The organism is Bacteroides sp. 90-K9/2 (genome assembly GCF_047310725.1).
Lineage (GTDB): Bacteria > Bacteroidota > Bacteroidia > Bacteroidales > Bacteroidaceae > Bacteroides > Bacteroides vicugnae.
Genome location: NZ_JBCGVL010000006.1, coordinates 237,802 through 259,887 on the forward strand (window position 1 = coordinate 237,802; position 22,086 = coordinate 259,887).

The following is a 22,086-nucleotide window of genomic DNA, read 5'->3' on the forward strand; positions in this document are numbered from 1 at the left end:
CAGTGTTAATCCGTGTAATCCGTGCTATTTCGATTTATTTTTCAGGAAATTCATTACCCAGTTCCAGGCTGCGCTCCACTGTTCGGCATAGGCATAATGAGCGGTCGTCTCAGCTACAAACAGCTCTTTCGGAGCATTAATCACGTTGTAAGCGGAGTAAGTAGTAGTAGGCGGACAAACCATATCATTATAACCAAAAGTATAGAATCCCGGAACTTTGACCTGTCGGGCAAAGTTCACCACATCAAAATACTGAATGGTTTTCATCTTTTCCGGTGTCCGGTTCTTCGCATCCTTCAACATATGCGGCCAACCGCCTGCACGACCGTGAGCATACCCCGCCATATCACACAAGGCTGGATAGAAAGAAACCAATCCCTTGACACGGTCATCCAGTCCGGCAATTACAATGGAAAGCGCACCGCCCTGGCTTCCTCCAAAGGTCGCCAGATTACCATTGAATTCGGGAAGTGTGTAAATGAAATCAATGGCTCTCACACAGCCTGTATAAACCCGTTTGTAATAGTACTTGTCCCGATTGTCCATATTGAACGAGTGGTAATTCTTCAAAGCACCGTTATAAAGCCGGTGATACACATCTCCCGTCAGGTTGACCGGAATGCCGTGGATACCGATTTCCAGAATGATAAAACCTTTTCCGGCACGTTCGGCTTCTCCGTTATAGGCACGGATACCTGCACCCGGCACTTTCAGAATCGCCGGATATTTCCCGGAAGCCTTCGGAACACAAAGGATGCCGTACATACGGGACGCATAGTCATTGTTCGCGAAGGAGACATGATATACGTTCACCTTATCTGTACACCTTTCTGGCAGTAAAGTCATTATCGGTTCCAATGCCCACTTTTCTGCGGCTTCTTTGGTGCTTTTCCAAAATTCCAGAAAGTCGGCAGGCAACGGAGTGGTCGGTTGCAATTTCTCAGGAGAAAAGCCGACGGTAGCCACGCCTTCATACTCACGCCCTTGGCAAGTGACGAAAGCACGGCAACGCAGGAACCCTTCTTTTTTCATAGTCCCTGCGTTAATTTCAAGCTTTTCATTCTTCAAAGGCTGTTTGCCTGTCTGATGAGGTTTCATCATGTCTTCCGAAATCTCATAGCGCACTTCCAGATTATCCTGCGGGATATTGCATTTCAATACCGCCACTTTGAATTTCACTTTTTCTCCCGGTTTATACAGCCAATTGGTGTGGTCGGGAGTGACCTGCACTTGAACCAGTCTTTCCTGTGGCTGCCCCCATGCAACTATCTGCATGGAGACAAATGCTATCAGGAGAAGAAGAAAACGTACACTTTTTATCATAGTTCCCTATTTTATTTCATTTGTCATTGCTATATTAATATTCCATTTATCAGCTATTAATACCCATTGTCTCAACTATTAATACCTATCCGCCCAACTATTAATACCTAACAACTCAACTATTAACATCCAACAGCAGAGATATTAATACTCCTCTCCACACATCATAATACTCTGCTAATCAGAAGTTAACACATCATTCGTCATTAGCGTAAAATGCAGATAGCCGCCTTTTTATGGTTTTACTTCGTATTGATAGAGTGCGAAAGAGTTCTTGTCATTTAGCTCGAAACTTACTCTACCCTGTGCGCCGACTTTTGCGGCAAACTTTTTGCCACTTCCCATTACAGGGGTAAAAGTAACTTTCTTACCCTCAGGAAGCCAAGTATCAATAGTCCCCCTAGCTTGCTCATTATCTTCGCGGTAAACCACAAGATAGCCTTGCGTGCCGGAGACGGTCGATTGGAATCCTGTCCACGAACGTCCCGAAGGTTCTTCACCAATGGGCAGTATGACGCCTTGATGAAACCGGAGTTGCAAGGGTTGGTATTTCTTGAGCAGAGATGCCGTAATATAAGCCTCTTCGGGCAGGTTCGAAGCCTCCATCCAAGCCAACGGCTGTGCCGCCAAGGTGATGGCAAAGAGGTAATCGAAACTGTAACGGGCGGGGGCAAAAGGGTCGGCAGCGTCATACTTGTCGGCATTACGCCATTTATTAAGGAACTCTATCTGCATCTTCTCCGCCGGTACATAGCGAGACAGCATCCAGAGGTTGCGCAAGGTGCGATAAGGGTAATAGTTGCCCCAATCGGTATAGCGGTTTTCCAGGAAGATATTACCATACTCGTTCATATAGTGATACCCGCCGCGACGACCGGCAGTGGCATCGAGGTTGAAAATCACTTCATAGTTGGTTTGCTCCAACACGGTATCAAACAGTCGGCGTAGATTCTGTTCGGCTATCTTGGTAGGTATCTGCAGACCGTCTATCTTAAAACAGCAGATGCCGTACTTCTTATAAAGTCCGATAATGGCTTGCGCATCTTTTTGCCAATCGGCAAAATCATTCTGTATACTGGGATTGAACCATAATCCGATGCGAATACCCAATTTCTTGCCTTTCTCTACAATAGGTTTCAGCCCATGAGGGAACTTTATGGGGTTGGGCGTCCAGTAATCGCCACTTTTCCAGATATCCTTAAAACTACCTCCGGCGGTCTTTGAGTTAGGGCTTTTTCCGCTCTGCCAGCCATCGTCCAGTTGAAAGAGGGTGATGCCCATGCGTGCGGCACGGTCTAGTTCTGCCAAACAGAAAGCCTCATCTATTTTGGCATCCTGACTACGGTCGCCCCAGGTATTGAGCATAATCATCTCATCCTGTGCGGCGGTATGATGACGCAGTTGTTTCTGATAAAGGCGCAAGGCAGTAAGCGCTTCTTGCTCGCCGCCGGTATAGATGCCGGTAACGCATCCATAAACGCGGGTCCAGCTATCCGGCTTTACATCATGAGACGCAATGCCCAGCCCCACTACCATAAAATCGCTAAAGTCCGCCACGAAGTCAGAACCCGGATAATGTAATTGGGTACTGCTGCTAGGAGCCTCTTTCAAGAAAAAGAAGCCTTGACACGTAGTGACGTCATGAGCAAAAAGCAAATTACCACGATACGTATTGCGACGATAAGGAAGCCAGGTACGCCCGGTCACCAGATTGTCGTTCCAATCGGTGTAGTCGAAAAACTCTATTGTGCGGGCACTCCAATGATTGCCGGATAGTTGCAGCCTGTCGAGCGTGGGAGTTTTCACCCCCGTAGCCATATCGGTCGTGTGCTCTATATTTTTGCGGTCGGCGTTAGAACGGTTATCCTCCTTATTCTGATAAAGTTCCACTTGCCCTTTCAGATAGGTGTCGCAAGCAATGGCGGGACAGTCTGCGTAAATGCGATAGCGACGCTCTATATTCAGCGAACCGATAGTGCAAGCCACGGTAGCCTGTAGATAACTGGCGTGGATGCCGTTCGTCGGTATCTCGTTCACGGTAAGTGTAGCATCCGTAGGGATACCTTTCACAATCGAGAAATCGGGTTGTTTGCCCTGTGCCGGAATGTTTTTTCCGTGTTGTTTGTCAGTAAGGCTGATGGTAACAGGCGCACCGTTATTCCACAGCATGGCGCGTTCCATATAGTTATTGCCCATACGTAGCGTGTCACCTTTCAGAAAAGCGTAATACTGTTGTCCTCCCCAAAGCGGCAATGTCCATATTGCCGATAGAAATATCGTGATAATATTTTTTTTGCTCATAGTTTGTCTACGGTTTGATGTAAGCTCCCGGAACTTCCAACAATTTGTTGGGTTCGTTGAAGCGTTGGTTATCGGGCACATCGCGTTTGCCCAGACCCGCTTGCATAAGTTGCTTCAGTTCCGGCAGGTGATGATGATAGATGTCGCGCGGCTCTACACTATGCTTGTGGCAGAGTCCGGCTGCCATACCTACTACTTCACCCATCATGCCGGTAGTACGCATCACACGTACCGTACCCAAAGCTACATGGGTGCAGCTCATATTGCGACCTGCCATAAAGAGGTTGTCCACATTGCGAGAATAGAGGCAGCGATAGGGAACGGCATAAGGATGAATCCAACGATGCACCGTAGCCGACTTGAATTCATTGCCGGGAAAGCGGACACTGTTCACGCTGTCGGGGAAGTGAAGGTCGATGCTCCAAGTTGTGGTAAACGAAGCATCCTCGTGCGCCACATTCTTATCAATATCGTCCTGTGACAGTACGTAGTCGCCCAAGAGACGGCGCGATTCGCGTTTGCCTGAAACATACGCCACCCAGTCGAGGGAACGGTTGGCATACTTCTTATGGTCTTTATAGTGATTCTTCAGATAGCTCCAGTTGGAATATATCACCAAAAGTCCATAGTCGCGTACACGTTCAGCTTCGCTGACTTGATTGCGGTTCATACCCGTTTCCCATTTCCACTCGCCCATAGTTACAGACTCACAGTTTTCAGCGTCAAAACGTACGCCATATTCAAAATGAGGGAATGAGGTTTTCTTCTTCATATCCTTACTATACCATTGTATAGAGGCGCCCATCACCAATGAGTCGGGTTGCTCGGGAGCAAGGCTCTCGCCATATTCATCGCGACCTTCACGCCCCATAGCCCAATCGGCACCGGCTAAATAGCCTATGGTAGCATCACCTGTGCAGTCGCTAAAGAGAGGAGCGGTAAGTTCGGTTTGTTCGCCTGTCTCGATGTGCTGGATAGTGACTGACGAAATGCGGTCTCCTTGCATCTTCACGGCTACCGCACGTTGAGAAGCATAAAGGGTAATGTTCTTTTCGGCCTCTATAAAGTCTTCCTTCTTCTGGTCTTCATAGTAGTCGCCCGGTTGGGCATTGCCGGAACGCTCATGGCCAAACTCACGTATCATACGACCCAATCCCTGATTAGGCCCCATTTCGATGATACCGCCGAGATGTACACGAATCTCTGACGAGTTATTGCCGCCCAATACAGGACGGTCGTTCACTAGTGCTACCTTACAGCCTAATCGGGCAGCAGATGCGGCAGCACACATTCCGGCTATTCCCCCTCCTACTACCACAAAGTCGTATTGATGAGCGGGTACCGTCTGTTGTTGTCGCAAGCGGGTACGAAGTGCGGCTGTCTCTGCCGCATCCCAGGTAGCAGGCTGCGTGTTCGCATCGGTCGTAAGGTAAATGGCATCGCAACGACCATCGAAACCAGTGAGGTCTTTCAGGGCAAGGGTGGTAGTCCCTGCTTTCAATACTGTCTTTCCGGCAAATTGCCATTGCCAGGAATTACCAGTATGTCCTAACGTCATTTTCAGTAACTTGCCGCCTAAAGCCAGGCGGAACTTTCCGGGACCCTCGGCATTGGTCCAAGGCGAAGTCCAGTTGTAAGTACGGGCATATACGTAGTAAGTGCCCGCCTGGGGAATGTTGATTTCTGCCGTAGCATCCGCCACAGGGATGCCCATGCCATGTGCCATGAGATAGGGTGAACCCATTTGATCCATGAACTGCTGGTCGAGCACCCAGCCGCCTCGCTGGTTGAAGCTTTCTGCTTCGATGAGCAGTTCTTCGGCTACAGCCACAAGGCTACAGGCTACGGCTATGCATATCAGTAAGAATTTTTTCATCACAGTACAGCGTTTTTATGATTATTGTTTACTATCTTCACAGAGGGAACAGATTATCTCGCCATTTTATAAATTTCATTGCCTGCCATCAAAAAAGCACCAACTCCATAAACTTCCGTCATGTCACGAGTCACTTTCTTCGGGTCGGCACCGATTTGCTGCACATAACCCAGTTTCCCATTCGGTTCCACAGCCGAGACTAATGCATTCCAGCCTTTTACCAACACTGGAAGATAGGTTTCCTTATCCAATAAACCTTCGTTTATTCCATAAGCAATGGAATAGACAATGAAAGTAGTGCAACTCGTTTCCGGCGATGGATAAGAGGCAGGATCCAAAAGACTGGCATGCCAGAAACCGTCCGGATGCTGTAATCCGGCAACACGTGTGGCCAGTTTTACAAACAATTCCGCATAGAATTTGCGGTTCTTGTCTTTCTTGGGGAGTTCCTTTAATATTTCAACCAGACCACCAAGCACCCAACCGTTGCCACGTCCCCAAAAGACTTTCTTACCATTGGCTTCGCGCTTATCAAAATAACGCCAGTCACGGTAAAACAAGTTTTCTTCTTTATCGAACAAGTAACCATAAGTCGCTTTATACTCACGATTCATAAATTTGATATATTTTTTCTCTCCGGTCAGCATATACAGTTTGGCATATACAGGGGGAGCCATAAAGAGAGCGTCACACCAAGTCCAACGTTCCAAGGTCTTTAAGTCTCCCTCCACCAGCTTGAAACTGCCTTCAGACGGATGATTGACAATCCATTCCGTACGGGCGAGCGTAGGGATAATCATTGCTTCGTCTTTGTACTTGCGGTATAAATCCAAAAAGGACTGTGAAACAGCGATGTCATCAGCATGATAAAACCGTTTGTCCGGCTGCCAACAATTCCGCCGCCCGATACGAGTCAGCCACTTATAATATGTATCATCACCGTCTTCTTTTTCAGTTAATTCCGCCCAATCCACCATGCCGACATAAAGAGCACCTTGCGGCCAGTTCAAGTCGTCATGTTCAGGAGCGGGGTGTGGATTGGCAATCTGCCAATCCGCCACCTTTCGCATGATAGACTTTATTTCTGCTTTTTGAAAAGGAATCTCTGTTGCCATTATAAAAACGGAACATAACAGAGACGCTCCCAATAAAAGTGTTTTTTTCATTATATATTTATTTGTTTATCATTCGGTCATTACAGTTCAACCATAGCCTTTAAAGGCAATTGACTGGAAGCAGGACCGACTAAGATCTCAAAGTCTCCTTTTTCCACTACAAAGCGGTGTTGATTCATATCATAAAAAGAGAATGCATCCTCATCCAGCACAACAGAAACCCGCTTCTTCTCCCCTTTCTTCAAGAATACCTTTTCATATCCTTTCAGTTCTTTCAACGGACGGGAAACAGAAGATTGTACATCATGCACATACACCTGTGCCACCTCCGAAGCATCCATCTTACCTGTATTCTCTATATCAAAGCTAACGGTAACCTGATGCTCACCCGTTTGCTCCGCAGCCATATTACTATAAGCGAAAGTAGTATAAGACAAACCGTAGCCAAACGGATAGAAAGGTTCTTTTCCCGAACGGTCGTATCCACGATAACCGACAAAGACACCTTCGGAATAGTCTACACGCTTAATCTCCGCCTTTAAGTTCTCGTAATAACTGCCGTGCACCGGATTATCTTCCCATTTCCGCTCGATAGAAATCGGTAGCTTTCCACTTGGAGAAATCTTACCGGTCAGGATTTCAGCTATCGCCTGGCCGCCTTCCTGTCCCGGATACCAGGCCATAAGAATCGCTTTTGCAGCATCATACCAGTTGGTGAAATCCACACCGCCACCAGCGTTCAGTACAACCACAACATTGGGATGCATGGACGCAATCTTCTTGATAAACAATTCCTGATAGCGGAGCAAGGCAAACGGACGGTCAAAGCCTTCGCCTTCGGTATTACTATTGAAACCTGTGCAGAACACAACATTATCCACCTTTGCCAATCCTTGACGAAGTTTCGCCTCATTAAGGCTATAAGCATTAAAACGAATGATGGCCGAAGAAATATTATCAAAGAATTCAATCCGGAAACGGTACTCCTTACCACCCTCAACCGGCAGTTCAACTTCACGGCTAGAGTATGAATGATTTCCCCAATCTCCTGTAATATGCTTGTCATTCACAAACAGACGATAACCGTCATCACCACCGATATGAAGTTTCAACTGACCGTCAGTTTGTGGCATGTAGCAGGCTGTCCAACGGACAGAGAATCCATCTGTCGGAAAGCCGTCCAAAGGTGCTCCATATCCCCAGTCATAATCAACAGAGGATTCCGTGCGTATTACTTCAGGCTGGCCCGAAAGAGTCTTGTTTTTAAAGTATTCAGCTTTGAAGCCTTTCATCTGACGATTAGCATCAGTATAAAACTCATGGACAATATCTTCATAAATCACATCATCCGTCAATAGTAACAGATTCCTTTTCTTCAATTCCTTCAAGCCTTGAGCCACTGAGACGGTAGAAAAAGGAGTGACAAACCCACTGCCGCCACCGGTAGGAATCAAACTTGCATTAGGTCCCATTACGGCTGTCTTTCCTTTCAGCGGGAGCAAGTTTCCTTCATTCTTCAACAGGACTACACCCTCGCGCGCCAGCTCTAAAGCTGTCTGGCGGGAGAAAGGATTATCCTCTGCGATGTTGCTGTCTTTCTGTTCCTTATCCAGCATACCATAAGCAATCAGAGTTTGCAGGATGTGTTGTACTTTCAGGTTGATGGTTTCTTCTGTCACTGTGCCGGCTTTGATAGCAGGCAACAGATTCTCCAAATTCATAAAACGTCCTTTCGGCATTTCGAGGTCAAGTCCGGCGTTAGCAGCGCCTACGGCGGAATATACAGAAGTCCAGTCAGACATCAGAATACCTTTGAAGCCCCAAAGATTGCGCAAGACATCAATATTCAACCATTTATGTTCGGTGGCATGGACACCGTTCAACAGATTGTAGCTGTTCATTACGGCGCCGACATTGGCTTCCTGTACTGCTTTCCGGAAAGCCGGGAAATAGATTTCCTGCAAAGTACGCTCGTCTATGTCAGAGCTGGCATGGTGGCGGCTCCATTCCTGGTTGTTGGCAGCAAAGTGTTTGATTGTAGCAATGACTCCTTCCGATTGTACTCCCAGGATATATTGTTTCGCCGTTTCACCTGTCAAGTAAGGGTCTTCACCGAAGTATTCAAAGTTACGGCCGCACAACGGAGCACGATAGATATTCACGCCCGGACCAAGCAGGATACTAACTCCTCTTGCCTTGGCATCCTGTCCCAAGCCTTGCCCTAACTTATAAAGTAATTCCCGGTTCCAAGTAGAAGCGGAAAGTATTCCGGAAGGATATAAAGTGCTCTTGGGAACATGATTACGAATTCCCTGCGGCCCGTCAGCCAACTTGATTTCAGGTATTCCCAAACGGGGAATGGCACGCAGAGAAAAACTGGTATATCCGGAGATATACTCTATTTTCTCTTGCAAAGTCATTTTTGATACAATGTCCTTCGCACGTTGTTCGGCTTGGGGAGTGATTGTTTGTGCACAGGTTAATATGCTCCATGCAAGCATACATAAACCTATGCCTCCTATTTTCTTTTTCATGGTGATTCTGTGTTAATATAACATGTGTAAAAAACCAACTTAGCTATCAGCTCTTCACACACTTTTGTTCTTTACATTTTTAGTCTATCAGTTCTATTTTAACGGTCTGTCCTTGTACCAGAATATGATATTCACCGGCTTCAAGGAAGCGTTTACCATCCTCATTGACAAAACCGAAATCACGTTCCAGGTCGATGTCAAAACGGAAAGTCTTCGTTTCTCCGGCTTTGATAAGTTGTTTCTCAAAGTGTTTCAGTTCTTTCACCGGACGGGTGATAGAGCAATAAGGATCGGAAATAAACCAATGAACAGTCTCTGCTCCGTCGCGGGAACCGGTGTTGGTGACAGTCACTTCTGCCGACAGTTTATCGCCGCGCTTCACCTTAGTAGCAGAAGGGGTAACAGTGCCATACTTAAATTCGGTATAACTTAATCCATGCCCGAACGGATATAACGGATCGCTTGTTATATCTTTATAAAATCCCTGATGTCCGCGTCCGCTCTTGCGGCGATTATAATAAATAGGAATTTGTCCTGTGGAATAAGGGAACGTCATGGCTAGTTTACCGGAAGGGTTGATACGCCCGGATAAAATTCCTGCCATTGAACGCGCACCATTTATACCCGGTTGCCATATCTCCAATATAGCATCACAAAGAGGTTCCATGCGATTTAACTCCAAGGGACGTCCATTAGAAAGCACCAATATAATAGGTTTACCAGCCTCCTTTAGTTCTTTCACCAATTCTTCCTGAATCTGTGGCAAAGCAATCGTAGAACGGGAAGCATTCTCACCACTCCAGGTAAGCATCTCACCCAAACAAACAATGACTACATCAGACCAACGAGCAACGTCCAATGCGCCAGCAAAACCTGAACGGTCATTGCCCTGCGGTTTGCATCCCATTGCATAACGTAATTCGGCGTCTCCTCCAAACTCGGCAGTCAACCCATCATAGAGCATTTCCACATCCGTATCTTTTCCATGTCCGCACCAGGAACCCAATAAGTCCCAACCATTTTTTGCCATTGGACCTACTACGGCAATCTTTTTTTTGTTTGTAAGTGGTAATATCTGATTGTCATTTTTCAACAACACCATTGATTCTGCTGCCAGTTGAGCGGCCACAGCCATACTTTGCGGACGGAAAAAACGATCCTTCTCATTAGTAACCGGAGTATAAGGACGTTCGAACAAACCCAGACGGAATTTTACACGCAATACTCGACGGACTGATTCGTCAACTTGTGCCATTGTTACCTTACCTTCCTCTACAAGCTCTTTCAGATGACGATCGTAGGCATGAGACATCATATCCATTTCAAGCCCCGCATTAAAAGCATACCGAGCAGCATCTTTCTTTGTAGCGGCTAATCCCTGATTCTTTAACTGTTCCACAGCCCCCCAGTCAGACACAATGAACCCGTCATGTTTCCAGCGTTTCTTTAATATCTCGGTCATGATATAAGGATTAGCTGACCCAGGTACTCCACTGATGTCATTGAAAGAACTCATCAAAGTGGCCGCACCAGCTTTCACTCCCATCTCATAGGGCAGTAGATAAGTATCCCAAAGAGTTTGAGCTGAAATTTCGGTATAAACATAATCTCGCCCAGCCTCCGAAGCACCATAACCTACATAGTGTTTCAGACAAGCAGCCATACGGTTCTCTGCTGCCATATCATCTCCCTGATACCCACGCACCGAAGCAGCGGCAAACACTCCATTTGTATAAGGATCTTCACCATATCCTTCGGCTACACGTCCCCATCGAGGATCACGTGCCACGTCGATCATGGGAGAAAAAGTCCAATCAACCCCAGACATGCGGGCTTCTTGTGCAGATACCGCACATGCCTGTTCTACCAATCCCGGATTCCATGAACAGGCTTGCCCCAACGAAATAGGATATATGGTGCGAAATCCATGAATAGCATCGTAGCCAAAAATGATGGGAATGCCCAAACGAGATTCTTCCATCGCTTTTTTCTGCATACTATTACGCAACTCTGGATTTATATCAAAGTAAATCAAAGAACCAATCTCTGACGGTACTTTTTTCACTTCTTCGCCAACATTATTCACATTGTTATTTCGTCCCAATGTATATTGGTTTAGTTGTAAAACCTTCTCTTCCAATGTCATACGCGATATTAAATCATCAATACGTTTTTCAATTGGAGCTTTGGCATCCTTATACAAAGGAATACTCTTTTTATCTTTTGACGAAAGAGAATGTGTGACTCCCAATAGGCACAATCCCAAAATCAAAACTTTTTTTCTCATCAATGTTTTCGTCAGTTAATTATTATTTCTAGTTTTCAGATGTATATCAAGCAATACGTAAGCAGATACTTATTCCAGCCATTCCATGCTCTTATCATTTAGCTAAGTACCAGACACTTACAATCAGTTCATTGGAGATATATGCCCAACGAGCCGGAGAACTATGCCCTGCCAATACATTCATTTCCAACAATTAATGTATCTCGTAGCAATTGACTATGACTTACCGAGCGGTAACTTCAAATAATTTCAACCATCCGGCAGATGTTACATTGTTCTTCACAGCAAGGTGAATTCCAATCTCATTCTGCTTTGTCGTATCAACAATACCAACAGCCCACATGTATTTACCTGCCTCCACGCCTTCAACCCGGGTTGTAAACGTATATGATTTAGCCGTACCTTTCACCCAATCACAAGCTTCCGGTTCTCCATCAACAAATACATACTTCGGTTTATCATTCTTGGTGTCCAATAAAGCAAAAGCCACTTTATATTTATTCTTCCACTGGGGAATATTCGTCGGACAATATCCCCAACCAAAATTATTCCAACGGTGCGCTATTTCAATCTGTTTACCATTAGAGATAGTTGTAGGCAAAGAAATTCTGTCCGGAAATAAACGATAGCTTCCTTCTGTACAGAATTGTTTAACTAATTGGAAAGCTTCATTAAACCATGAATAAGTTTCTCCATTGCGAAAGTCTGAATTATAGCGTAAATCCATCATATTGACGCAGGCTGTTTTAGCCTCATCAAACTCACCCTGACGTACTTCTGCATAATTGGCATATCCATCTCCCTGAATCGAGTTTCCATGAGAATTTTTCACCCAGCCACCTTCCATTACTACAGGAACGAGATACTTCCACTTGGCTATAAAATTGCGTTCCCAAGTAGAATAGTAAGTTTTCATACCAAACGCATCGTGACGTAATGAATATCCTTTAGCTACTGCTTTTCCTATTAATCTTTCAGTATCCTTATCATAATTATTGCCGTCCCATTCCTTGCTTGTACCTATCCAACGATGATAATTTACAAACACAGGAACTTTATCAAATACTTGAGAATATAAATCTGTCACCCAATCGAAAACAGCCTCACGAGTCGGCAGCTCCGGTTTTCCCAACTCACGCACCTGATAGTACCATACACTATGATACTCTCCCCATTTTCCAAATCCTGAACCACTTACAAACTGTACTTTGTCGGGATCATTAAAATCCTTAGCCAAAGCCCTGATAAATTTCTCATAATATTTCTGGAAAATAGGATCATCCGGATAGGGAGACCATACTTTTACTGAACCTGTTTGTGTTTCATATCCTTTCGCGCCAGCCTCTTTTACAAAATTCGGAGTAAAATTATAGTGCTTATCACGGCTATCCACCACAAAAGTAAAGGCCAATTTCATATTTCTTTGCTTAGCTCCCTCTATCAACATCTTCAGTCGCTTAGCCGAAGGGGTATCACAATCAGAATTCCATGCGTATTTTCCTTCTTCAGGATTAAAATCAGCCCAGGCACCACGAAGGTATAAGGTATTTGCATAATCAGAGACCTTTACAGTGCCTTCCGATGACGGGAAATTATCATAATCCTGCCAGAATGTGGAAGATAAACCATCACCAATACCCGCATATAATACCCATCCGGAAAGAGGATTATGCAAAATGATATTTCGATTCTGCTTTACCGTGACAATGCTGTTCCCAGGAATAGAAGTATCTTCTACCAAACCATCATCACCATTATCACCTCCTTCTTTATCATTATCACTGCCACAAGCGACTAATGATATAGCCATAGAAAAAATAAGCCCGCAACTTATTTTTCTCAAACTGCACATATTTTGAAAATTAATCTTCATACCTATAGCTCTTATTTATTTATGCTTACTTTCGACAATTTTAACCAGCCCGAATCCAATATATCCCCTTTGGCGGCAATATCCAGCCCTACGAGATCTTTATTACTCCGGTCAACCAAGCCCACAGCCCAAACATAAGTACCTGTTTCAGCTTTGGACATATCCGGCTCAAATACATATTCAGCGGGACTTCCTTTTATCCACTTGGATAAATCTGTATCCGTATCCACAAATGTATATCGCACCTCATTCGTTTCAGAATCAAGCAAAGCGAAAGCTACTTTATATTTTTGATTCCATTGCGGAATATTAGTAGGACAGTACCCCCATCCCAGATTGTTCCAGCAATGTTTAATAGTCGGCGTTGTTTTTTTAGAGACTTCTAACGGCAAAGAGATTTCACTGGGATAGAGCCTATACCCCCCTTCCCGAAGGAATCGGCGTACTAAATCAAAAGCATCTTTAAACCAGGACTCTGTATCACCAAAACGAAAATCCATCATATTGACATGTGCCTCTTTGCTGTCATCAAACTCACCGCGTCTTACGTCCTCGTGTGAATCCTTGCGATATCCTCTAGGATCCTGCCAATAATTATGTGATTTGACAATCCAGCCACCTTCCATAATAATAGGGCATATATTACGATATTTTTCTGCAAACCTACGTTCCCAACTGCCATAATAGGTTGTCATACCAAATGCATCATGACGTAATGAATATCCTTTCTTGATTGCTTCTTCCAGCATTTCTTCACTGTCAGCAGCAAAATGTTCATCATCTACCCAATCTTTTCCCGCACCAATCCATCTATGGTAGTTAATTACTACCGGAACTTTATCAAAAGCTTGAGAATATATATCTGTCACCCAATCGAAAACAGCTTTCTTTGGAGTATCATCACCTGTTGAATAAATCATTGTATGATATTCTCCCCATTTCCCAAGTCCGAATCCATCTATAAATTCAACTTTCGAAGGATCGTTGAAATCTTTAGCCAGAGCCTTCACAAATTTAGTATAGTACTTCTGAAAAACAGGATCGTCAGAATAAGGTGACCATTTACTTTTATTCATAAATCCTTTTGCACCGGCATCTTTTACAAATTGAGGAGTAAATTCTGTTCTCTTATCACGACTGTCAACTACAACACGAAATGCCAAACGCATATTCCGCTGATAAGCTCCTTCAATATATGCTCTCAAATTAGAATCAATTTTCCAACCATATACATCTTCCTGTGGATTAAAATCTGTCCAACTAGCGCGAATATAAAGCGTATGAGCATAATCTGTCACACTAACATTGTGTCCCAGTTCAGGAATATACATATGGTCATACTGTGCCCAAAAATCCGCAGCATCCACTCCCATACTTGCATAGAGCACCCATCCTGTAAGCGGGTTATGAAGAATACGCAAAGAATCAGGCTGAATCGTAACTATGTTATTCTCTGATAGTTCCTTATCAAATGAAACGGCTGAATTCTCGTCTCCGAAAACAGGAGATAAAAGAAACATAAACAGACAAAGAGACACAATTACTCTATAATAACTAATCTTTCTTACAACCATACTACTAATTGTTTTTTTAAAGAGTGCTATATCATTGTTCTCTTTATTCATATAAAAATCACGAGATTGATATAGCACTCTTAATATTATCCTGCTTGATTATCTCTTATCAAAGAATACTGTCAGTTCTTTAATATCTAATTCTATGTAATTAACTCCTACAGGTACACTAAAGAAAGCATAGCGGTTGTTAGCTTGTCCACCGACTACAGTCTGTTTTTGATTGTAGTCACTCTCTGCAATATCAAGGCAACCGTCATAAGATCCTCTGATGGCATCTGCTGTTGAGCCAAAGGTATAGCAACCTGCACTTTGCGGTCCGACTTTAAAGTTCAATCCACCCGGATGTGCATTTCCATCTTTATCTTTAATGGAATTCTTTCTGGGTAACTCCGCTCCTTTGTATATAAACAAATAAGGATTTGCCAAACTAGGTGTCATAGAATGAGCCATAGTGAATCCTGTATCACCAGTGCCATCTTTAGCCCATCCATCGTATGGTCCCCAAATAAAGACTCTTTCAATAGTGGTAGTCACCGTATTATTGTTCCATGTCCACGAAACAACCATTGGTTTAGGATCTGTTTCGGGGGAGTAAATCGTAACCTTTTTAGTATTTATGTTAATCACAATACGATAGACACCCGCAATCTTAATATTCCAATGATAACCAAGCGCAGCTGTTTCCGGACTCATTGTCGAGATATTCATTGCTGTACCATCTGTAAAATCGCCTGATTCTTCCGGAGCAATAGCCATATCTTTCTGTCCATTAAACAAGATCGGGAAATAAATAGTACCTGGTTGCAGTTCTGCATGGAACGCATATTGATTTTCATCTTCTATCGTGCGAGTCATCTCTACATCTGCGCTAACACAAGTTCCGGCAATATAGATTTTATCAGCTTCTATAAAATTACTAGCCAAACCTATAGTAACGGTACGTGTTTCAAAATCTACCACTACACGATACTGCCCATCTTCAGGAATCACCCAATATCCAGCATTATCTATCCCCTTAATTTTAGCTTCCATTGCTCCATCAGTTATCTGTTGTTCTGCAGCAACTGGTGAGATGGCATTAATCTTATTTTCATCTTTCCAAACAATCGGGAAGTGAAGATTACCTGCCTTCAAGTCACAAATGGAAACATAACGCTTCGGCTGACTTTCCATTGGCAAGATTTCAATATCTTCACCATCAACAGCTGTGCCTGACATATAAAGATGGTCTGCTACAAAAGTCTTTTCAGAATACATCTTTACTTTTATAGTAACTGTAGAAACTTCCGGTTTTACAAACTTAGGCCCTTCTACAGAACCGATAATACGGGCTTGTAACTTTACTAAATCACCAGGCTGCTGCTTCCACTTTGACACCAATAAACTCTGCAATTCTTTATGAGTATAACTTTTAGAAAAATCATCATCAATATACTCCCTTATCATTGTGTTTGTTCCAAAACTGTTATTTTCCAGATCCATTTTATAAAGATAGGAAATATAATAGTCAGAGCCTATTGGGTCAGCTTCCGTCCAGTTTAACGTCAATGCAACCTCATCCGGGGTATCTTCCTTGAGTTCTATTTCATAATCAGAAGGAGTAAGAACTAAACTTGTACGATTGTCGAGCGAATTAGTAGCATCGTCATCATCATTGCATGCTACTATGAAACACGAAGCAAGTGTCAGGAAGAAGAACCGTAAAAGGTTCTTCTTAAATATATATCCGTTTTTCATATCTATATTCAATATATTAATATTATAACTATTTATTGGTTTCCGACGGTCCAGTCAGGAGTTTGTACCAAATTCCAATTCTTATCAATATCGTCCTGTGGAATAGGCCACCAATAGCTTATAAATTTACGTGTCTGATATACTGTACGAGTATAATATTTATTTCTATAGTCCGCATCGGATACTTTAATATAAGCATTCATGCCATAAAAATCACCATCCAATACTTTCTCGGCTAATTTCCAGCGACGCAGATCATTAAAACGAAGTCCAGATTCACAATTCAATTCCACACGCCTTTCTTGACGAATTAACTCGCGCATTTCTACAGGATCTGATGGGGCTGTTATCTTGCCTTCTTCAGCTGAAACACTATATTCAGGAATACCCGCACGCTCACGAATCAAATTGACATATTTCAGAATCTCTTTTTGATTAGCAGTATAAGTGCCCTTCTCAATGCTATATTCATTTAACGCCTCAGCATAACTTAAATAGATCTCTGCCAAACGACATAATGCACCATGACGGTTTTTATAATCTCCACTGCCTTCTTTGGGATTTGCAGATGGGTCTACTCTCTTACGTACCAGATAGCCGCTCCATGGAGCGTCGTGAGAAGGACCACCGTCTTTACCATCCATATAGAAATCTGTATTTCTCTTACCACCAATATGCCATTGTTCGTTATGCAATACTGAAATATAAAAACGAGGTTCGCGGTCACAATACATTTTATATGTATTGGCATCTACAACTACATTTTCATCTTTATTACGATCTCCTTCTGAAGACCCATACTGCCACTTTGTAGAATAAGTCTCTTTTTGCGTACTAAAGCCTGTCTCTGAATAATTAGCATCAGGGTTAACTTTAGGAGAACCATCCGAATTATAGCCTATAATAGGTCTTTGACCGTTTCTCATGAAAAAAGCATCAACCAAAGATTGGGTTATTCCGATCGCTCCCACTCCATTAATACCCAAACCACGTGGAATACAGTTTTTATCATACCATCCACCGGAATCCATTGTACGAACAAACAGTAATTCTCTGTTTGCTTCGTTCCATCTCTTCATCACTGCATTCTGATAAGAAAGAAAAGGATCAATATCACCGTTATCCAAATATTCATAATGCAAATGATAGCCAGCAGCTTCCGCCTCATCGATAACCAGTTTACAAGCATCTACTGCTCTTTTCCATCGTTCCGGATCATGTGCAGAATTAAAGATAGGAGTTCCATCAATGTTTTTTATATTCGCCAATGCAGGATTACCATTCACCAAGTCACTAGCAGCAAATAATAACATACGCGCACGCATTGCCAAACATCCAACAGAAGTCACACGGCCATATTTCTTATCTTCAGTTTGAGTGGCAGGCAATTGTTTTGAAGCTTCCAGCATTTCTTGATCTGCCCAATCAATTACATTATAAAACGGCTCTTGTTTCAACATCAGATCATCAGCCGAAGTACTTTCACTAGCCTCGCGAATAATGGGAACCGAACCATAAGCTATAGCCATCATAGAATTATAATAAGCTATAAAGAAACGACATTCAGCTTTCATAAAGTCCACTTCTTCAGCCGGTACAGCCTCCAGCGGGTGAGCATGTTTAATAAACAAATAAGCGGAACGGATATATTTAGGATAAGTATTCCAATAAGTAATTACTCCGGGATTGTCTGCTGTCCAGTTACCTTTTTGATATTGAATGGCTTTAAATCCTTGCGCTTCCCAACCAACCGAAGGAATCAGTTCATCAGCTATGGCATCCGGACCATCATAAGTATAATATTCAGGCAGGCCGCGATAAACATATGCCAGCCAACGTTCCATATTCTTTTTATTCTCAAATACTGATTCTAAGTCCAACTGGTCATCCGGTTGCTTATCCAGATAATCAGAACAAGAAGAAAAAGCAAATGTCGTAATAATACTTAATACTATAAATTTTAATATGCTATTTTTCATATGCCCTATTATTAGAATTTAATTTCAAAACCTGCAGATAACGATTTCATAATTGGGTACGCAGCCCCTGTAGTATTCTCGACTTCCGGATCCCACAAATCAAATTTTGAGAATGTTAAAAGATTTGTTCCTCTCACGAAAAGACGAATGCCCGATATAACTGTAGTATTTCTCCACAAATTCTTTGGTAAAGAATAACCAAGTTCAATGTTTTTTAAACGTAAAAAACTCATATTCCGCAGCCACCATGTAGATGGTTGGTTATTATTACTATTTATACCGTCATCCAAACGCGGATAAAATACGTTCTGACTTGGGTTGTCTACAGTCCAACGATCATTTGCATTAGTAAACATATTGCCTGTCACTCCTCTATTGGCACCCGGAATAATGCTTGATCCTAATATATTCCAACTACGGCCTATTCCTTGAAAGAGAACCCCAAAATCTATATCTTTATATTTCATATTCAGTCCAAAGCCATATACTATCTCCGGATCTTTTGTTCCTCCGATTGGAGATTTATCAAATACGTCCACTTTACCATCACCATTGACATCCCTGTATCTGATATCCCCCGGACGTAATTTACCTACAAAACTTTGAGTCGGAATTCCTTCTTTCAGTTTACCTGTACTTACGTCTTCAAAGTCGTCTTCTGTAAACAAACCTTCTGCTATATAGCCAGTTAATTGCCCTACCGGATGTCCTGTTTCAGCACGGTTAGTACCAACTACTGCACTAGGTTCATCCTTTTCTGTTATTTCATTATGAGCATAGGTAAATGTTCCCATTAAGCTGACAAATAAGTCTTTGCCAAACTGTTTATTAACATTTAAAGAAACTTCTACACCCTGATTAGTCACTTTTCCAAAATTCTTCCAAGGTTGCTTCATAAATCCAGCCGTCATCGGAACAGACTCACGTGGCATAAATATATCTTTACGGCGTTCATCGAAATAGTCTAATTGCAAATCAATCATACCATTCAGGAAACCTAGCTCAACCCCCAAATTCATCTTATTAACAATCTCCCATGTCAAATCTTGTACTGCAAACTCACCTTCTGCCATACCAGTTAAGCCATAACTGCTATCCAATCCCCATTTATACATGTTTAATGTATCATAGTCATCAGTAATTGTAGAAAGGTATGCAAAACGGCGTCCACCTAAATTAGCATTACCTACCTGACCATAGGACGCACGCAATTTCAATTTAGATATGACCTTACGCAATGGTTGCATAAATGCCTCTTCCGATACAATCCAACCAATAGCTCCTGAAGGGAAAAAACCATAACGTTTACCTTTGGCAAAATTTTCAGAACCATTATAGCCAAAATTAAATTCACCTACATATTTACCCGAATAGGTATAAGATGCACGTCCTGCCAATCCCTGATTACGGTAAGGCAACTTGCTTCCATCATCATAATTACGACGATTAAACAATAACATTGCAGCAACGGAATGTTTCTCGGCGAATGTACGGTCATAAGACAAAGTAGCTTCCATATATACGCTCTTATTTCCATAATCACCGCTTTTTGAGTAATCCAGGAAATTAGTACCATTGGATTTTGATGCTATAATCAAATTACCTTCATCATCACGTCCTGTAGCAGGTACATAATAATCCGGTGTCTTTCCACGAGAAACAGTACCTGAAGAAAACCTGTCAAATGAGAATGTACCTTTTACTTTCAATCCCGGAAGTAAGAATTTCAAATCTTGTTCTACAGAAAACAGTGTTTCAATCTTACTGTCGCTTCTTCTTTTATATCCACTTTGAGTAGCCCATGCCCAAACGTTTGGCTCCTCTGTTGTCGGTATCTGCCCACTGGAATATTGTGCAGGGAAAGCATGAGGAACAGCAACGAACGCTTTCTGGAAAATTTGAGATATATCTTTCGTTGTAGAATTTCTATCTTGCAAATATCCACCAATATTAAAACGTAATTGCGTAGTAGGACTTAATTTCAAATCCACATTAGAACGAACGTTATAACGTTGCAATTTAATAGTAGGATCCCAATCATAACTTTTATCACGTTTCAAAATACCACGTTCATTATACGCAGCAGCAACAAAAGAATAACGTAATGTCTCTGTACCACCAGAAATATCTACTGTTACACGCTGATTCGAAGCATAATCATTTGCAATTGCATCCATCCAATTCACGTCCGGATATAAATCAGGATCATAACCTGCACGAGTTTTTGCAATACGATCTGTATATTTAGGCTGTTGTCCTGTATCCATCAAGATATCATCCAAAACCTGCATATAATCTGCCGCACCCAAATACTCGGGAAGTTTAACTGGCTGTGTAGCTGCAAATTCAGCCTTTACAGTCACACGAGGTTTACCAACTTGTCCGCGTTTTGTATTAATTAAAATAACACCATTAGCTCCCCGCACTCCATAAACAGCACTTGCAGCAGCATCTTTCAACACAGAAAAAGATTCTATCTCTTCAGGATCAATATTATTCAAATCGCGTTCTATACCATCAATCAAAACCAATGGGTTTTGTCCGGCATCCTGGAATGTACTAATACCACGAATCCAGAAAGAAGAATTATCATATCCCGGTTCACCAGAACGTTGCACAGCTAATACACCAGCAACTGTACCAGCCAGATTATTACTTATTGAACGAGTAGTAGAAACCTTTAACTTAGCAGGTTCAATCGTTGTGATAGAACCAACAACAGACTCTTTCTTTTGTGCGCCATAGGCAACCACTACAACCTCATCTAATTGACCAACATCTTCTACCATTTGTACATTAACAACCTTCCGGTTATTAACAACCTCTTCTTTAGGAACAAAACCAATATAACGAAAAGAAAGTACAGATTTTCTTTCAGGAACAATAATACTATAATTACCATTCATGTCTGTCAACGCATGTACTGTAGAATCATTTTTCAAAATGATTGTTACACCAATCAAAGGCTCACCTTTTTCATCTGAAACGTTACCTGTTACCTTAATACCCTTTTGCTGTGTAGTTTGCTGTACCTTAGGAGTTTCTGGCACCGAAATAGTAATTTGTCTTCCCGACATCTTATAATTCAGTCCTGTCTCTGAAAACAGCTCTTTTAACACAGCATCTATTTTCTTATTGGAAACTGAAATGGAGACTTTGTTATTCAGATTTTTCTGAACATTAGCAGAGTATATAAAAATATATTTACTATGTTTTTCGATATAATCTAAAATATCTTTAACTGTAGCATTCTCATACTGTACTGAGAATAGATCTTCTTCGGAATTCCAACTAATAGAATTAGCACCGAATGAAGAAAATGGAATCATAAAAAAGACGTTTATAATGCAAAAAAGCTTAAGTCTTTTCTTTAAGTGTAAAAAAATACTTTTCTTTACCATAAAAATTTCTTTTTAGGTTAACAATTTTGGATTTATTGATTTAACTCAAGGAATTACTATCGGGTAAATACGGCAATATTTAT

General features: G+C 42.3%; 11 protein-coding genes. All 11 read right to left on the minus strand.

Translation table 11 applies throughout. The features are described from left to right. Nucleotides 1-24: 24 nt before the first annotated feature. Nucleotides 25-1,323 (minus strand): acetylxylan esterase, encoded by a 1,299-nt coding sequence (locus AAHJ11_RS15480; RefSeq protein WP_148365604.1) that lies wholly within the window; start codon nucleotides 1,321-1,323, stop codon nucleotides 25-27. 234 nt (nucleotides 1,324-1,557) lie between these two features. Then, complete coding sequence (locus tag AAHJ11_RS15485; RefSeq protein ID WP_148365606.1) at nucleotides 1,558-3,624, minus strand: alpha-galactosidase; 2,067 nt, start codon at nucleotides 3,622-3,624, stop codon at nucleotides 1,558-1,560. A 7-nt stretch (nucleotides 3,625-3,631) separates the two neighbouring features. Continuing rightward, the gene (locus AAHJ11_RS15490; protein WP_148365608.1) at nucleotides 3,632-5,500 is read right to left on the minus strand and encodes an FAD-dependent oxidoreductase; all 1,869 of its coding nucleotides are present in this window, start codon (nucleotides 5,498-5,500) and stop codon (nucleotides 3,632-3,634) included. A 53-nt stretch (nucleotides 5,501-5,553) separates the two neighbouring features. Beyond that, complete coding sequence (locus AAHJ11_RS15495; RefSeq protein WP_148365610.1) at nucleotides 5,554-6,666, minus strand: glycoside hydrolase family 105 protein; 1,113 nt, start codon at nucleotides 6,664-6,666, stop codon at nucleotides 5,554-5,556. A 29-nt stretch (nucleotides 6,667-6,695) separates the two neighbouring features. Further along, nucleotides 6,696-9,149 carry a beta-glucosidase gene (locus tag AAHJ11_RS15500; RefSeq protein WP_148365612.1) on the minus strand — a complete coding sequence of 818 codons (2,454 nt, stop codon included), beginning with the start codon at nucleotides 9,147-9,149 and terminating at the stop codon, nucleotides 6,696-6,698. Between the two features lie 79 nt (nucleotides 9,150-9,228). After that, a complete protein-coding gene (locus tag AAHJ11_RS15505; protein WP_148365614.1) occupies nucleotides 9,229-11,436 on the minus strand; it encodes a glycoside hydrolase family 3 N-terminal domain-containing protein in 2,208 nt (735 codons plus the stop codon). Nucleotides 11,437-11,659: 223 nt separating this feature from the next. Then, entirely contained in the window at nucleotides 11,660-13,309 is a 1,650-nt protein-coding gene (locus AAHJ11_RS15510; protein ID WP_148365616.1) for a DUF4832 domain-containing protein, read from the minus strand. A gap of 11 nt (nucleotides 13,310-13,320) precedes the next feature. Further along, nucleotides 13,321-14,883 carry a DUF4832 domain-containing protein gene (locus tag AAHJ11_RS15515; protein WP_148365618.1) on the minus strand — a complete coding sequence of 521 codons (1,563 nt, stop codon included), beginning with the start codon at nucleotides 14,881-14,883 and terminating at the stop codon, nucleotides 13,321-13,323. Between the two features lie 99 nt (nucleotides 14,884-14,982). Then, entirely contained in the window at nucleotides 14,983-16,623 is a 1,641-nt protein-coding gene (locus tag AAHJ11_RS15520) for a SusE domain-containing protein (RefSeq protein WP_148365620.1), read from the minus strand. Between the two features lie 32 nt (nucleotides 16,624-16,655). Continuing rightward, complete coding sequence (locus AAHJ11_RS15525) at nucleotides 16,656-18,602, minus strand: RagB/SusD family nutrient uptake outer membrane protein (protein ID WP_074558034.1); 1,947 nt, start codon at nucleotides 18,600-18,602, stop codon at nucleotides 16,656-16,658. An 11-nt stretch (nucleotides 18,603-18,613) separates the two neighbouring features. After that, a complete protein-coding gene (locus tag AAHJ11_RS15530; RefSeq protein ID WP_074558036.1) occupies nucleotides 18,614-22,003 on the minus strand; it encodes a TonB-dependent receptor in 3,390 nt (1,129 codons plus the stop codon). Nucleotides 22,004-22,086: the final 83 nt, after the last annotated feature.

Bases quoted from the DNA above. Each gene is read 5' to 3' on its own strand.
- AAHJ11_RS15490 (WP_148365608.1), bottom strand. From the start codon at position 5,500: ATGAAAAAATTCTTACTGATATGCATAGCCGTAGCCTGTAGCCTTGTG.
- AAHJ11_RS15500 (WP_148365612.1), bottom strand. From the start codon at position 9,149: ATGAAAAAGAAAATAGGAGGCATAGGTTTATGTATGCTTGCATGGAGC.
- AAHJ11_RS15505 (WP_148365614.1), bottom strand. From the start codon at position 11,436: ATGAGAAAAAAAGTTTTGATTTTGGGATTGTGCCTATTGGGAGTCACA.
- AAHJ11_RS15520 (WP_148365620.1), bottom strand. From the start codon at position 16,623: ATGAAAAACGGATATATATTTAAGAAGAACCTTTTACGGTTCTTCTTC.
- AAHJ11_RS15485 (WP_148365606.1), bottom strand. From the start codon at position 3,624: ATGAGCAAAAAAAATATTATCACGATATTTCTATCGGCAATATGGACA.
- AAHJ11_RS15510 (WP_148365616.1), bottom strand. From the start codon at position 13,309: ATGAAGATTAATTTTCAAAATATGTGCAGTTTGAGAAAAATAAGTTGC.
- AAHJ11_RS15495 (WP_148365610.1), bottom strand. From the start codon at position 6,666: ATGAAAAAAACACTTTTATTGGGAGCGTCTCTGTTATGTTCCGTTTTT.
- AAHJ11_RS15480 (WP_148365604.1), bottom strand. From the start codon at position 1,323: ATGATAAAAAGTGTACGTTTTCTTCTTCTCCTGATAGCATTTGTCTCC.
- AAHJ11_RS15530 (WP_074558036.1), bottom strand. From the start codon at position 22,003: ATGGTAAAGAAAAGTATTTTTTTACACTTAAAGAAAAGACTTAAGCTT.
- AAHJ11_RS15515 (WP_148365618.1), bottom strand. From the start codon at position 14,883: ATGGTTGTAAGAAAGATTAGTTATTATAGAGTAATTGTGTCTCTTTGT.
- AAHJ11_RS15525 (WP_074558034.1), bottom strand. From the start codon at position 18,602: ATGAAAAATAGCATATTAAAATTTATAGTATTAAGTATTATTACGACA.